The organism is Hymenobacter psoromatis, from assembly GCA_001596155.1.
GTDB lineage: Bacteria > Bacteroidota > Bacteroidia > Cytophagales > Hymenobacteraceae > Hymenobacter.
Genome location: CP014771.1, coordinates 1,929,346 through 1,944,852, shown reverse-complemented (window position 1 = coordinate 1,944,852; position 15,507 = coordinate 1,929,346). Strand labels below are relative to the sequence as shown.

The following is a 15,507-nucleotide window of genomic DNA, read 5'->3' as shown; positions in this document are numbered from 1 at the left end:
AAAATGAAAGTCGTAATTCTAGCTGGAGGGTTGGGAACTCGCTTATCCGAAGAAACAGTGCTTAAGCCAAAGCCGATGGTGGAAATTGGTGATATGCCGATTCTGTGGCACATCATGAAAATATATTCTTCGCACGGATTCAATGATTTTGTAATCTGCCTAGGCTATAAGGGCTACGTTATCAAGGAGTATTTTGCGAATTATTTCCTGCATAAATCTGACGTAACCATCAACCTCAAGGAAAATTCCTTGCAGGTGCACGACAGCTACGCCGAGCCTTGGAATATTACGTTGGTAGACACTGGTTTGGAAACCATGACTGGTGGCCGGATTAAAAAAGTGGCTCGGCACCTTGGCAACGAAACATTCCTGTTGACCTATGGTGATGGCGTTTCCGACGTCGATGTAACAGCTCTCATGGCTTTTCACAAGCAACACGGCAAGCTCTGCACCGTGACGGCAGTGCAGCCCAGCGGCCGGTTTGGCGCTATAAATATGGCGGATGAAGACACAGTAAGTTCCTTTACAGAAAAGCCAAAAGGCGACGGAGCCTGGATTAATGGTGGCTTTTTTGTCTGCGAGCCAGGGGTGATTGACTATATTACCGAAGATGCCACTACCTGGGAGCGGGAGCCTATGGAACAGCTCGCGACCGATGGGCAGATGGGGGCCTACAAGCACTCCGGCTTCTGGAAGCCAATGGATACCCTCCGCGACAAAGTGGAACTGGATAAGGAATGGCGCACCAACACTGCCAAATGGAAAACCTGGTAGTATGGACCTGAAATCGGTTTACGAAAATAAAAAGGTGTTCCTGACGGGGCACACGGGTTTCAAAGGTGCTTGGCTATTACAATGGCTGCACTTATTGGGGGCTCAAGTGAAAGGCTACGCGCTGGCACCCCAGCATTCCGACGACTTATATCATCTGATTGAAGGTGATAGGTTGTGTGATTCCGTACTTGCTGATTTGCGCGATACTACCCGGTTGGAAGCAGAAATCCTGTCCTTTCAGCCCGACTTTATTTTCCACTTGGCGGCCCAGCCGCTGGTTCGTCTTTCTTACGAAATCCCGGCTGAAACCTTTACCGTCAATGCCATAGGTACTGCCAGCGTGTTGGATGCCGTGCGCAAGCTTGCCAAGCCGTGCGTCGTAATATTAATCACGACTGATAAGGTGTACGAGAATAAGGAGTGGGTATTTCCCTATCGTGAAACCGACCGCTTGGGCGGCTACGACCCCTACAGTGCGAGTAAAGCCTGCGCCGAAATCATTATTCATTCGTACACGCAGTCATTTTTCAATCCTGCCGCATTTAAACAGCACCGCAAAAGCATTGCCAGTGCCCGTGCTGGCAATGTGATAGGGGGGGGCGACTGGGCCAAAGACCGAATCATCCCCGACATTGTGCGCGCGTTGGAAGCTGGCCGCGCCGTGGTAGTACGTAACCCCCAGGCCGTGCGGCCGTGGCAGCACGTATTAGAGCCTGTGGGTGGCTACCTACTACTGGGTGCAAAGATGGCCGCTGTGCCCGCAGAGCAAGGTGGTGCCTGGAATTTTGGCCCTTATGCCGAAGACAACCGCACCGTGGGCGACCTAGTGCAAACAGCCATTGGTATTTGGGGTAGCGGTAGCTATGAATCTTCACAGCTAGCTAATCAGCCGCACGAAGCAGGATTGCTCAAACTAGATATCAGCAAAGCTACCAACTTATTGGGCTGGCTACCAAAATATAAGGCTACCGAAGCTATTTTAGTAACTATTAATTGGTATAAGGAATTTTTTACCAATCGAGAGTACATTGCAGAGTATACCATTGCCACCATACAGAACTACGCTGACCTATGAAAATCGCGGTAATAGGGTCGAATTCGTTGCTGGCTTCTTACATCGTGGAAATATTTTCCAGGGATGGGGTACACCAGCTGTACTTATTTGGCAAAACGCCTAACGCAGATAACGCGAATGCCACGTTTACCTATTTTGCCTATCCAGATAGTCCGGTCGATTTTGCTGCGCTTTTTGCTTGTAATGCTATTATTTATTGCGCTGCTACCGGAGTTCATGCAAATAAAGTAACAGATACTTCGCTGGTCTACGAGGTAAACGCATTTTTGCCAATTAAAATAATCAATTACCTTAGCGACCACTTTTTTGCCGGTACTTGGGTGAGTTTCGGGTCGTATTTCGAAATTGGAAATAATAATGTAGAGCATCATTTTACCGAAGATGAAGTAACGGCTAGCGAATTGGCTATTCCAAATCATTACTGCTCATCGAAAAGGCTGCTGACACGATTCATGAGTAGCGGCTTGAATAAGATTAGAACATTTCATTTTATTCTCCCTACCATTTACGGTGCCAGAGAAAATACTTCACGCTTAATACCCTACATTATTGAATCCTTGAAAAATGGGCAGCCTATGCAGCTCAGTGCGGGTACGCAAGTGCGGCAATACTTGCATTGCCACGACGTAGCAGCTTTGGTAAGCCAGGTAGTAGAATCCGATTGCTCGCCCGGCATCTACAACGTAGCCAGCGAGGAAGTTATCCAAATTCGGGATTTGGTAAAAAAGATTTTTTCGCTGTTTAACAAGGATGGCGAATCTTCTTTGGGGACCTTAAGTACCCGGGATGAAAGTATGAAGTTTCTGGCCATTAATGCCAAAAAAGTGGCCGAACTAATCCCGGATTGGAAGGCCGTTGTAAGTTTGGATGAAGGTGTTAGCGAATATTTGTAATAATGGGCCTTGTAGAGAAAATTCAGATTATTGACCGGCGAATTATTGCCGATAGTCGGGGATATTTCCTAAAAGTATTGACGGGAAAGGAAGAGGGGTTGCCTGCCCATACCGGGGAAATATATGTGACGTCGGCAAAGCCTGGTGAAGCTAAAGGAGGTCATTATCATCCCAAAGCTAATGAATGGTTTACCTTACTCCAAGGTGAATGCAAACTGAATTTGATTGATATTTCCACTGGAGAAAGATTATTAATTTTATTAAATTGTACTGAACCTAAAACAGTATTCGTTCCTAGTGGGGTAGCACATTTGTTTTACAATTCAAGTAACAGTAATGATTTCTTGCTATTAGCATATTCCGATGAATTATTCGTTCCAGAAAATACTATTGCTTTTACTGGTTTTGATAAAAATTAGTTATTAAAGTTTATAAATTATATTTTTATTATGAAGACTATAGAAACGGATGAGTCAATATTAACAGTTATAATTCCCACTTACAATAGGAATGAGAAGCTTGCACGTTCCTTAGCCGCACTGATTCCCCAGTTAAATAAATTTGTTAAAATATTGATTCTGGATAATTGTTCGCCATTACCTGTTGTTGATACACTTGGTGATTTATTAGTGCCGAGTGTTAGAGTAGTACGTAACAAATCCAATGTAGGCTTATCTGTAAATCTCATTCGCTGCTTCGAAAACTGCGATACTGATTGGATGTGGCTATTAGGAGATGATGATATACCTAATTCAAATGCGATTTCAGGAATTTTGACAGATATAAACACTAATGCTGATTGTGTTTTTATGAATTATAGTTCTCCCTTGTGTGCTCAAAGGCTTATTCCATTTTATACTGTCGGCCAAGAAGAGTTAATTAAAAAACTAGATGATTTTGGGAACCTATTATTTATATCAGTTGGCGTTTATAATTTAAAGCGTCTTGCTGGCGATTTAAGATTAACATATCAATTATCTTATAGTATTGCGCCTCATTTAGTATACTTACTATCAGGAGTTAAACAAAATGGAAAAGTTGCCTTCTTAATTAGAAAATTGCATGATTTTCATTTGTGGGATACAAAACCAGATGAAACCTGGTCTTGGTTATCAGTGAGTTTGTGTATACCTATTCTGTTTGAGATGCCATTAAGCATTTCTAAGTCAGCAAAGCATTTGCTAGCAAAACACATTTTAACCCACGTCAAATCTCCCAAGGATATATTTAATATATTAGAACAACCAAAATATCGTAATATGAATATGTATAATAAGCGTTTTCTGCTACGTCAAATATATTTTAGGTCGTTGCTATTTGGTGATTTAAACATGAATTTTTTCTCGTTTTTATTTTATGATTTTAGGCTAGTAATAAAAAATAAATTACTCAAAAAAAAGGAAGCAAATGCATTTCATACTGATGACCGAATTTGACCTGCAATGATTTCAATTATTACCAACGGTTTTGCAATAGGTCTCGTGTAATTGGCAAGAAACTACTGGAGTGCCGTACGAAATTACCCCCCCTGGATAACAGCAATAGGAAATATAGTATATTACAGAGTTATAGTGAGCGATTCAAGTAAAAAAATTATGAAATATTTTGTTTTATGCACTAGGTTATTAGCTTTGAAAATTCTGATTGGGAACAACTGGTAATTACCACTTTTCAGCAAAACCCGGCTTGTAGCTGCTGGGCGTGGTCGGCAGTAGCTACAGGCCGGTGGTACTTTCGGGATAGCCGTTTGAATTGGCCTACTCCGAAGCCACATGTTTGAGTATCGTGCAGTAGCTATCAGATGAAGCAGCAAGCTGCGTTCATTATTTCAATTTACAAACAATATGAAAAATAAGTCATATTAAAAAACGTTGCAGCAGGTTTATACTGATTCACTCAATAAAAAGTAAGACGATTTGTAAATTATAATCGCTCAAATTTTTTACTTTTCTCATTACTCTGTGATTTCCATCGTCATTTGCTCTCGAAATGCTCAAGCTTTAAAAGAAGTATCGCAGGATGTTGAAAATACAATTGGTATTCCATACGAAATTATTGGTATCGATAATAGTGAAGGGCAGTATGGAATATGCGAGGCCTATAATATAGGAGCAGGAAAAAGCAAGTACGATAATTTGTGTTTTATGCACGAAGATATCCGCTTTCATACGCCAGATTGGGGGAAATTAGTAGTTCCCCTATTGGCTGATATAAAAACGGGAGTTTTAGGCGTTGCTGGCGGCGCGTACATGGTGGATGCTCCCGCGAGCTGGTATGCACTCTCAGGGCCGAAGTATATACGGATGAAGGTCATTCACACTGTTGGGGGTGAATCAACTTCTATTGATGTTCGCCCCACCGAAGAAACCTTGTTTTCGGTAGCTGTAGTTGATGGCTTATGGATGTGCTGTCGAAAGGAAGTATGGGCTGAATTTCGTTTTGACCAAGGTGATTTTCCTGAATTTCACTGTTATGATATAGACTTTTGTACCAGAATATTTGTTAAATACAAAATATATGTAAATTTGGGCATTTCTGTTGAGCATTTTTCTACTGGTTCTTACAATAAGTCCTGGTATGATAATGTTTCTAAGTATTATTTAGTACGACGTTCTTATCTTCCTTTTGGTAGTATTCAGTTGGCAGTTGATGAAGAAAAAGCGATTACTTTAAAAGTTTTTCATGAATTTATGTCTGGGTATATAAACGTAAATGTTTCATTTGGCAGAGGCGTCAACTTACTACTGCGCTGCTTGTTGTTGGAGCCTTTTAACAGGGACACATTGTGGTTGGTTAAGAAATTTTTCAAAAAAAAGTTTTTTAACATAAACACCTAATAAATAGCAAAACTGTTTAGAGATTTAACCAGTACTTAAAAACATAAAGCTTTACGTTTTTAAGTACTGAGTACCCCTTGCTAATTAGTTTGCTATAAAAGAACGTCATGCTGAGCTTGTCGAAGCATCTCCACCACGAGAGTAATCTTAACGTTTAGAGTTAGTTACGCAGTAGAGATGCTTCGGCAAGCTCAGCATGACCGTCTGATTTAACATAAAGTATTTACCAACGGGTACTTAGCCGACAAATACTTTATGATAACACCAAGTATCATTCTTAGTCAAACTACTGGCTTATAAAAGACGATGTTTTTTAAGAGTTAATTCTTCTGATTTTAACCTAAGTTCATTTCTAATAGGTATTTATTCTGATTTATTTTATCATTCTCAATTGGATTATCGCCTATTATTTCTATGCTTTCAATTATTATTTGCTCTCGTGATGCTGATGCGTTAACCAGTGTTAGTCAAAATATAGCAGCAACTATTGGTGTGGAGTATGAGTTAATCGCCATTGATAATAGCCAAAGGCAGCATGGCATCTGCGAAGCTTATAATATTGGTGCGGCGCAAGCCACCTATAGCTTACTTTGTTTCGTGCATGAAGACATTGCTTTCCGCACCAACGACTGGGGCAAAGTGGTGGAGCGGGTGTTACTTGATAATTCCATCGGGGTAATTGGGGTTATTGGAGGCAAATGGTTTCCGAAGGCACCGGGCACCTGGTGGGCTTGCGGTAATAAGTATCTAAGCTCAAACGTGCTTAATGCGGGACCCAAGGGTGAATATCATGACTACGTATACTCAAACCCCGAAGATAAGCTAGTAGTAGATGTGGCAGTTGTGGATGGTATGTGGATGTGTACCCGCAAGGAAGTTTGGCAGAAGCACCCGTTCGACAGCAAAATTTTTCCGGGCTTTCACTTCTACGATGTAGATTTTTGCGCCAATATATTCCCCTTCTATCGTGTCTGCGTAACTCTGGAAATAGGAGTTACGCATTATTCAATGGGTAGCTACAATGACTCGTGGACGGAATTTGCTGATGTATTCTACCGCAAGCACAACTGGCACCTGCCGTTGGGCGTTGCTCCCATTAGTTCCCACAACGAGCAAAATCTGGAGTACAGCCTCACGGAGACCTTTGTGCAGCGGATTGTGGAGCAAAAATTGCCGGCGCGTATGGCATTGCGCTACCTGCTTCGTTGCTTAAGATTAAAACCTCTGGCTCGCCATACTGCTTGGCTATGTTGGCTATATGCTAGTTACTACTGGCAGCACGGCTGGGCCAGAACAGTTGGTCAACGCTGAAAACAAGTACTTAGAAAAGATGAAAATAGGGTTCGTTTCGTTGATGTGCGTAGCGCCGTGGGGCGGCAGCGAAGAACTATGGTCGAAAACCGCATTACTGGCCACGCAACAAGGGCTGGAAGTGCAATCACTGACGATGCATTGGGACCCGGTGTCGCCTCGCATTGCGAAGCTGCGCGAGGCAGGCGTTGAAACTAAGTTCTACCAGCACGACAGTCGCGCCTTGACTGACCGCATGGCAGTACGAATGGGGCTGCAAAAGCCTAAATCGCAGGTATTTCCATCAATGAATGCCGATGTCTACATAATTTCCAGCGGCATCCTGTGGGACATCTGCGCCTTTCACGCTATCACTGACTACGTATCGAACAAAGGCAAGCCGTACATTATTTTAGAGCACAATGCTTTTGAATACGGTGATATAGTACCTGAAAACCTGCGTGGCTACGCAATCTCCGTGCTAGAGGGGGCGGCTCTGCGCTTATTTGTATCGGAGCGCAACCGGCAGTGTGCAGAGCGACAACTAGCGCATTCAATGGGCGTTTACCAGGTAGTAAATAACCCGGTGAACATTCGTGAAGCTTCTATCAAGCCCTACCCACACTCCGACAAGCTGTTGCTGGCTTCGGTAGCATCGCTTGATTGCCTTACTAAGGGGCAGGACCTACTATTAGAAGCCTTGAGCGGTGATATATGGCGCACGCGCGATTTCAGTCTAAAAATTTATGGTCGTGGCCCTGATGAGCAGCATATCCGCCGACTGATTGACTTCTATACTCTTCAGGACAAAGTAACGCTACAAGGTCATATAAGCGATGTAGACCATATCTGGGAAACTAACCAAGTGCTGGTGCTGTCCTCTACTATCGAAGGGGTGCCGATGGTAGTAGTAGAAGCTATGTTGGCGGGCAGGACGGTATTAGCTACTGACGTAGGCGGAGTGGAGCGTTATGTAGTGGATGGTCAAACTGGCTTCATGATTGGCGAACCCAAAGCTAAGTATCTTTCGCAAGGGCTGGAGAAAGTATGGAATCATCGCGCTCAATTGAAGCAATTAGGTGAGAATGCTTTCAATCGCACGCTAGTCCTTGTAGATTCCAATCCTGAACAGTCTTTTCTAAGCCTCATTACTCAATGCGCATAAATTATTGCTGGTCGCTTAGCTGATAAGTACGGCATATTTTCATTTCAGTTATTATCCATTTCGTTTTAAAATAATATTGGCTGACGGCAATGTCGCGTACTAAATAGACTAATTACCACATTAAGTAATCGCTTTTTATTTAATACAATTACTTAAAAATTACTTTTTAAGTAATTGTATTAAGTCATGTTAAAATTTGCCAGTTATAGCGTGAAGAAATCATTTATATACAGATTATTTATTAATTTAGTAAATGCTATTATTCGACGAATAGCTAACCAACAAACGTCTTTCGGTAAGCGCGCCTTATTGCTGGCAGAATCTGGTTCGTTCTTGCCGACGCTGCCGGTTAATATAGAGGAGCTACCGGCGGCAATGCAGCCTTATTTTCACGAGTCTATTGCGTTGCCTCCCGTTTATTTGCATTTTCTACGGCAGACAGTGGTATCCTGGCACATGGTGGTATTCCGTAAGCTGCGCATCTTTTTGCCGGCTTTGGCCCATCCTCGCGAAGAGGAAAACTACAACGATGCCTATTTATTCAAGGAGTGGATTGGTAAGAAAAAACGAGTGTCGCCTGATGCTCGTCCCTTGGCCTTGGTGCATAACCAGTGGACCGGTGCTAATTATTATCATTGGCTGGTAGATTCGCTGCCGCGCTTACTGCTACTCCAAGCTAATTATGCGGATTGTCGCTTGCTAATGCCAGCCCCCGTAGCTGCTTTCGTATGGGAGTCGGCCGCCATGCTGGGCTTCTCCGAACTGCTGCTGCTAGAGCCAGGACATACGCTGGTAAATGTCGATTTGCTGGTGCCTGACCACGTAACTGCTCCTGGCTACCAGCACCCGACCTTGCTGCGTCAGGTGCGGGAACAGTTGCTGGCCAAGTTGTACACCGCCGGGCAACTGCCTGTGCCCCACCGTCGGGTTTATGTATCCCGGCGTTCGCAGCGTGTACGTCGTCTGGTCAACGAACACGCTATTGAAGAAATGCTGAAGCAGTACAAATACGAAATCGTTGAGTTTGAAAACCTGTCTTTTGTGGAGCAGATAAAGCTTATGGCTGAAACCGAGCAATTCATTAGTATTCACGGTGCTGGCTTGACTAATATGCTTTTTTTGCCCTCGGCGGCGCGGGTTGGAGAGCTAATGAATAGAGATAAAATTATTTGTAAAAAAAATAAGGACTTTGAAAATCTTATTTATTTCCGAATGGCTAGTGCTTTGCAACTGCCCTATTATTGCCTGCCCTGCGCTGGTATGGGTGATGAGATGCTAACTAATGAGGCTCATCTGCAAGTAGATATCACTGCGTTTGAGAAGTTGTTGCAATTAATGAACAAGTAATTTTTATAAAAAAGCGAGGACGCTGTTCAGCCGCTGACGACGGCCTATGGCATAAGCGCTGGCCTTACTTTAAAATACATAATCTAGGAGTATGAGGATTGCCGCTATCTTATCCGCACGCGCTTTTGAGCACAACCCTAGCTACCAACTGATTTTTGAGTGGGAAGAAGACCTGGGACACGACTTAAATATACCAGTGCTTGATGCTAAGCCCTTGCATCGTAAGATGCTGATAAACCGGGTCACTAAGCAGATAACCAATAAGCTGGGCACGGACACCCTGGCCAGTCTTAATAAGGCGGTGGAGCAGTTTAGTGCCCGCCGCCGGGGCGGCCTCAATCTGGTGTTTGAGCTATATGTGGCAACCGAACCCAACTTCACTACTTCAGCGCAAGCGGTGCCTATTCTGGTCGATTTCTGGAAGCACACCGACTTGGCCGAGTTTTACCACACCTACCGCGACTGCAAACTAATACTGGTGTCGAGCCTGGAGGCGCTGAATTTTTTAAAAGAAAATAATTGTCCGCTACCCATCGAGCACTTGGGTTTGAGTTTGTCGGACCGCTACCGGTTGGAACCAGGGGTGACCTATATCAAGGAGTATGATATTCTGTTGGCTGGAAGGCTCAATATCCGCACTAACCAGCGCCTGCGTGATTACTTGGAGCGGTTTGTGCAACAATATCCCAACACTGAGTACCTATACCAGCAGGAAGTCAACGGAGAGTTATACTACGTATCGAACCAGCGCGGCATGATAGGCAAGTTCCAGAGCCGTGAAGACTACGTGCGGCTGCTACGAGCCAGCAAAATATCGTTCTACAGTACCCCTGGTCTCGATGGAGGCGAAAAGCGTACCGGTGGATTCAACCCTGTAACACCCCGCTACTTGGAATTGCTGAGCGCCCAATGTCTGCTGCTAGGTCGCTACCCCGACAATGAGGAAACTGCGTACTATGAATTGAAGCGTGTGTGTCCCAACATTGAGAATTACGAGGAATTCGAGCAAACTATGCTAGACTATTTGCAACAAAAAAAGCCTGGCTTCGACGTGCACCGCGAGATACTAGCTAAGCACTACACCTCGTGCCGGACCCGCGAGCTAACCCAGTTATTGGTAAAATATTAACTGCTACCTATGCATTAGGTCCGCCGGATAGAATACCCAAAGGCCGTCGATTGTCCGTACTTTTGAGGGCAGAATTGTAAATCGCTTGCGCAAAAATACGAACGACTCTACACCTAATAGAATTTGTATGAAAGTTGCCCTTATCACGGGAATTACGGGCCAAGATGGCGCGTACTTAGCTGAGTTACTCCTTGAAAAAGGGTATCAGGTACACGGCCTCAAGCGCCGTTCGTCGTTGTTCAATACTGACCGGATTGACCACCTCTACCAAGACCCTCACGAGAGCAATGTGCGCTTAACGCTGCACTACGGTGACCTGAACGATTCGACGAACCTGATTCGCATCGTGCAGGAGATTCAGCCCGACGAGATTTACAACCTTGGGGCTATGTCGCATGTGAAGGTGTCGTTTGACACACCTGAATATACGGCCAATGCTGATGGTATTGGTACACTGCGTTTGCTCGAAGCAATCCGCATTTTGGGTCTGGAAAAGAAAACTCGTATTTACCAGGCTTCCACTTCAGAGCTGTACGGCTTGGTGCAACAGGTGCCGCAGAGCGAGACCACCCCCTTCTACCCCCGCTCGCCCTACGCGGTAGCCAAAATGTATGCCTACTGGATTACGGTGAACTACCGCGAAGCATACGGCATGTTTGCCTGCAATGGCATCTTATTCAACCATGAGAGCCCCTTGCGAGGCGAAACCTTTGTGACGCGCAAGATTACGCGCGGAGTAGCCCGTATCTCATTGGGTCTGCAAAGCAGAATCTTCCTCGGCAATATCGACTCTAAGCGCGACTGGGGCCACGCTCAGGATTACGTGGAAGCTATGTGGCGTATTCTGCAACAAGATGAGCCGGAAGACTTTGTTATTGCCACCGGCGTAACGACGACCGTGCGCGACTTCGTGAAAATGTCATTTGCTGAAGTAGGCATCGAAGTTACTTTCTCGGGGGAAGGCGTGGACGAAAAAGGACATGTCGTGCGCGTGAGCAACCTCGAGAGCAAAGTGAAGGTGGGTGACGTAGTAGTAGAGATTGACCCCCGCTATTTCCGCCCAACCGAGGTAGAATTATTGATTGGTGACCCTACCAAAGCTAAAACTAAACTGGGCTGGGAGCCAAAGCACGACCTGGCTTCTTTGGTAAAGGACATGATGAAGGCCGACGTGGAGTTGTTTCGCCGCGATGCGTACCTGCTAAAAGGTGGGCACAAGGTATACAACTATCATGAATAGAGTATTTAGCTAAAATATTTCATTGTTAACAATGGAATATTTAATTAATTTTTTAATAAACAAACGCCCTTCAAAGAGCTAAGGCACAAGGTGATAAAAGCTATCCAGGGTATAGCGCGTCGCAATGTGCAAGCACTTCGGCAACGCAATTCTTTCGCGCAAAACTTTGCGCTGATGTTTTCTGCAACGGCTATAATGGCCGCCATAGGGTTTCTGGTTTCTCCCATTATGTCGCGGCTATACGCACCAGCTGCTTATGGGCTTTTTGCCGTGTTTAATGGGCTCGTTTCGAACGTTACAATGATTTCTACGCTGGCTTATCCGTCAGCTTTTCTGCTTCCGCGCCTAACTAAGCGATTTTATGCCCTAGTGCATTTGAGTCTATTGCTGGCAGTAGGCAACTTTGGGCTGGTAACGCTGGCCTTGGTGCTGCTGCATGAGCCATTGTTACGCTGGCTGCATATAGAGGCGTTAGGGAACTGGGTGTATGCCGTGCCAGCTACGGCATTCATCTATAACCTGATGCTCATTATGAATGCCTGGTACCTGCGAACCAAAGAATTTCGCAAGCAGGCCAGTATCAATGCTATTACCTCGGTTGCGGGGCGGGCATTAACACTGGGGGCCGGCCTGCTACTACATGGCAGCGCTTCAGGGTTGTTGCTGGGCGAGATATTTACTAAGTTGATGGGTACGGGTACCGTATTTTTTAGCGGTATCAATCACCGGCTAGGGGTACTTGTGCGTTCTTTCTCATGGGCAAGGGTGCGGGCAGTTGCTTACGAATACCGAGAATATCCGCTTTATACGGCACCCGGTGGCTATCTTAATACGCTGGCATTTCAATTACCTACGCTTGTGCTCACTAGCTCGTTTGGCACGGCGGCGGTAGGCTTGTACGCTTTCTCCACCAGTCTGCTAGAACTCCCGATTAATCTAATGGGGGCCGCCATTTCGCCGGTTTTTTTACAAAAAGCCACTGAAACCCATAGGCATGAGCCTGACCGTCTTCCCGCACTGTGCCTCGAACTTTATAACAAGCTGTTATACGTGGGTCTGATACCCTTTGGTATCCTCACCGTCTATGGTGACTGGATTTTCCGGATTGTGTTCGGCGCACGTTGGGAGGAAGCAGGGGTGTTCACTACTTATCTGGGATACTATTACATATTCCGACTGGCATCCTATGCCACAAGTCCTATTTATGCGGTATTGCGGCGGCAGCGCCTGGCCTTATGGGGCATTGTGCTGCTGGTAGTAGTAAGGGCAGCCAGTTTAGGAGTAGGGATTTACGTTCAGAATCTCAACTTAGGCATGATGTTATTTGGTATCAGTAGTTTATTCGTGACTTTTGGGGTGGATATGAATATTCTGTATCTTTTAGAAGTATCAGTATGGCGAGTAGCCCTACGTAGCATAGGGCTGGTTTTATTCACGTTGGCTATTTTGTACGCCAGTCGCTTAGGATTGCAATACTTTATGGGCCGGCACTAGACTGACTGATAAGCATTGCGCGGCTGTCGGTCTTGAGCAGCCTTGAAAACTGCCGACTTACCCCCGTGAACGTAATAACTAGGGCAACGCTAGGTGAATTTGTCCGATAATCATTCTGGCATTGCGCCCGCGAAACTCCGCGGGCTTTTATACACAGAGTTTCCCGAAAGGTGATGCATACCATCTATTTTATAAGGGAATAACCCTCATTTTCAGATGTAAAGATGCTCTGACCAAGCGCTAGGCGGCTTGCTTGACGTTTTGCCTTTTTTAATTGCATTAGTATCCATTCCTTATGGACATATTCATAAAATCATTTAATCGTCCCTATTATCTAGAACGCTGCCTGCGTAGTATTTATCGGTTTGCGGTGGGAAACTATTGTATTCGGGTACTGGATGACGGGACGCCGCCTGAATACTTAGTTCGTATTAAGGAGCAGTTTCCAGAAGTAGCTATCTTCACTTCGCCCTTATATGAAGCTAAAGTAGTCGCTTTGCGGGCGCACGTGGCTGGCGAACGCACCTTTGACCAGCGAACTATTCCAACCGGCCTGTGGCTAGAACACGTGGCCGCAGGTTCCGATATCTTCCTGCTGCTGGAAGACGATATCTGGCTGACTGGGCCATTGCAATTAGCCGCTATTGAGCATACGATGCAGGCTCAGCAATTAGATATGGTTAAAATCAGTTGGTTGGGTAATCCAGCTGTTATCACGGGGCGCAAGGTGCCAGTAGGAGAACATCTGGAAGAAATCATTCCGCATATTCCGCTTGCTTCAGACCTACTGGTGCTCAACAAGCTAGGCGTCCGGTCGATGATGAAAAAGCTGGGGCTCATGCGCCTGTTGCGTAGTGATTTCCAACTGCAATTACCTGTGTATACGCTTTATGGAGTAGCATCTGCCTTCTTTACCAAGCGGTATTGGCTCCACCTGTGGCAGGACGAACAGACGCATGTTGATGAGGTGCAGCAGCTGCAAAAAGCTGGGCAGTGGTATAAGCAGCAGCACGGCCGCTACGCCAAAAGCCGGGTGGAACTAACCAAAACCTCCTTCATAACCTCTACTACCAATATGTATAAAGGAGTAGGCCTGGACATTTTTGCTTTCAATCACCACCTGAATGAAGCTTGGCGGCAAGGCCGGCTTGACCCTATGCAGAATTTTCCGGCCGACTTCAGTCAGGACTATTTGGGCGCTATTTTACAGGCCACCGGCGATGCGCGCGTTAGCGTAGCGGAGTGGGCAAAGTGGATTCAGAAATTCAAAGCACAGTATCTCAGCTTCGGGTGCGAAGTGGAGTAAAAGCTATGACGACTACTGCCAGCCCGCCTTTCTTCAGCATCATTATCCCTACTTACAATCGGGCCGACCTTATCGGGCTTACGCTCGACTCGGTGCTGAGCCAGCAAGAGGCGAGCTTTGAAGTACTGGTAGTAGACGATGGTAGCCAGGATGCTACCGCTGAGGTAGTAGGCCGTTACCTTGACCCGCGCCTGCGCTACCTGCCCAAGGAAAACGCCGAGCGCGGCGCGGCCCGTAATTATGGTCTGGCGCGGGCGCGGGGCGAATACGCGCTGTTTCTGGACTCGGACGACCTGTTGCACCCCAACCACTTGCGCACATTGCGCGCCGCCATTGCGGCTGCCGCTACCCCGCCCGACTTTATCGCCACCAAGTATGATTTTGACCGCCAGGGGCAGCGCCGGCCGAGCGATATAGCATGGCTACCCGCCGGGCCACTGGGCTTTGAGACTTTCCTGACGGGTAATGTGCTGGCCTGCAATGTCTGCGTGCGCCGGGCCAACTCAGCGCTAAAAAAGTTTGAGGAAGACCGGCGCTACGCTGCCGTGGAGGACTGGATGTTTATGCTGGAGAATACCCAGCACGGAGCCGCCGTGCAACTTGTGGATGCTGTGACCTTAACCATGAATGACCATGACCAGCGCTCTATGCGGGCCGACAACCAAGGTCTCATTCGGCGGTTGGAACTGGCCGCTGGTTGGATGCAGCAGCACCTGACCCTGACAACCGACCAGAGCCGGCGGTTGCTGGGACGCATTTACTATCTTTGTGCAATTCACGCTCATATTGATGGGCATCAGCTCCAGGCTATCAAATTTGCGCGGCGGGCAGCCAATGGCCTGCCCGGCCGGGCGGCGGCAGCACTGTTATTACGGACCCTGATTAATCCAGCACTGATTCAATGGCTGAAAAGCAAGCGTGGTTAAGTATAAAAATAACTTCTATCAACTAATGATA

At 46.1% G+C, this 15,507-nt stretch carries 11 protein-coding genes; all 11 read left to right on the top strand.

Features of this window, described 5'->3' with window-relative positions; all coding sequences use genetic code 11:
- Positions 1-3: 3 nt before the first annotated feature.
- Complete coding sequence (locus A0257_08245) at positions 4-774, top strand: glucose-1-phosphate cytidylyltransferase (protein ID AMR27101.1); 771 nt, start codon at positions 4-6, stop codon at positions 772-774.
- 1 nt (position 775) lies between these two features.
- A complete protein-coding gene (locus A0257_08240; GenBank protein ID AMR27100.1) occupies positions 776-1,849 on the top strand; it encodes a CDP-glucose 4,6-dehydratase in 1,074 nt (357 codons plus the stop codon).
- Positions 1,850-2,406: 557 nt separating this feature from the next.
- A complete protein-coding gene (locus A0257_08235; GenBank protein AMR27099.1) occupies positions 2,407-2,742 on the top strand; it encodes a hypothetical protein in 336 nt (111 codons plus the stop codon).
- Between the two features lie 3,251 nt (positions 2,743-5,993).
- Positions 5,994-6,890, top strand: a complete 897-nt coding sequence (locus tag A0257_08230; GenBank protein AMR27098.1) for a hypothetical protein — start codon at positions 5,994-5,996, stop codon at positions 6,888-6,890.
- On the top strand, positions 6,877-8,034 hold the full coding sequence (locus tag A0257_08225) for a hypothetical protein (protein AMR27097.1): 1,158 nt from the start codon (positions 6,877-6,879) through the stop codon (positions 8,032-8,034). The genes A0257_08230 and A0257_08225 overlap by 14 nt, the downstream gene beginning before the upstream one ends.
- Before the next feature lie 456 nt (positions 8,035-8,490).
- Positions 8,491-9,381, top strand: a complete 891-nt coding sequence (locus A0257_08220; protein AMR27096.1) for a hypothetical protein — start codon at positions 8,491-8,493, stop codon at positions 9,379-9,381.
- Between the two features lie 91 nt (positions 9,382-9,472).
- Positions 9,473-10,510 (top strand): hypothetical protein, encoded by a 1,038-nt coding sequence (locus A0257_08215; protein ID AMR27095.1) that lies wholly within the window; start codon positions 9,473-9,475, stop codon positions 10,508-10,510.
- A gap of 127 nt (positions 10,511-10,637) precedes the next feature.
- Positions 10,638-11,750 carry a GDP-mannose 4,6-dehydratase gene (locus A0257_08210; GenBank protein ID AMR27094.1) on the top strand — a complete coding sequence of 371 codons (1,113 nt, stop codon included), beginning with the start codon at positions 10,638-10,640 and terminating at the stop codon, positions 11,748-11,750.
- Between the two features lie 174 nt (positions 11,751-11,924).
- On the top strand, positions 11,925-13,244 hold the full coding sequence (locus tag A0257_08205) for a hypothetical protein (GenBank protein AMR27093.1): 1,320 nt from the start codon (positions 11,925-11,927) through the stop codon (positions 13,242-13,244).
- 295 nt (positions 13,245-13,539) lie between these two features.
- Complete coding sequence (locus A0257_08200; protein AMR27092.1) at positions 13,540-14,550, top strand: hypothetical protein; 1,011 nt, start codon at positions 13,540-13,542, stop codon at positions 14,548-14,550.
- Between the two features lie 5 nt (positions 14,551-14,555).
- Positions 14,556-15,476 (top strand): hypothetical protein, encoded by a 921-nt coding sequence (locus A0257_08195; protein ID AMR27091.1) that lies wholly within the window; start codon positions 14,556-14,558, stop codon positions 15,474-15,476.
- Positions 15,477-15,507: the final 31 nt, after the last annotated feature.

Coding starts and splice junctions, on each gene's coding strand:
- A0257_08245 (AMR27101.1), top strand. CDS start 4: ATGAAAGTCGTAATTCTAGCTGGAGGGTTGGGAACTCGCTTATCCGAA.
- A0257_08240 (AMR27100.1), top strand. CDS start 776: ATGGACCTGAAATCGGTTTACGAAAATAAAAAGGTGTTCCTGACGGGG.
- A0257_08230 (AMR27098.1), top strand. CDS start 5,994: ATGCTTTCAATTATTATTTGCTCTCGTGATGCTGATGCGTTAACCAGT.
- A0257_08220 (AMR27096.1), top strand. CDS start 8,491: ATGGTGGTATTCCGTAAGCTGCGCATCTTTTTGCCGGCTTTGGCCCAT.
- A0257_08215 (AMR27095.1), top strand. CDS start 9,473: ATGAGGATTGCCGCTATCTTATCCGCACGCGCTTTTGAGCACAACCCT.
- A0257_08210 (AMR27094.1), top strand. CDS start 10,638: ATGAAAGTTGCCCTTATCACGGGAATTACGGGCCAAGATGGCGCGTAC.
- A0257_08205 (AMR27093.1), top strand. CDS start 11,925: ATGTTTTCTGCAACGGCTATAATGGCCGCCATAGGGTTTCTGGTTTCT.
- A0257_08200 (AMR27092.1), top strand. CDS start 13,540: ATGGACATATTCATAAAATCATTTAATCGTCCCTATTATCTAGAACGC.
- A0257_08195 (AMR27091.1), top strand. CDS start 14,556: ATGACGACTACTGCCAGCCCGCCTTTCTTCAGCATCATTATCCCTACT.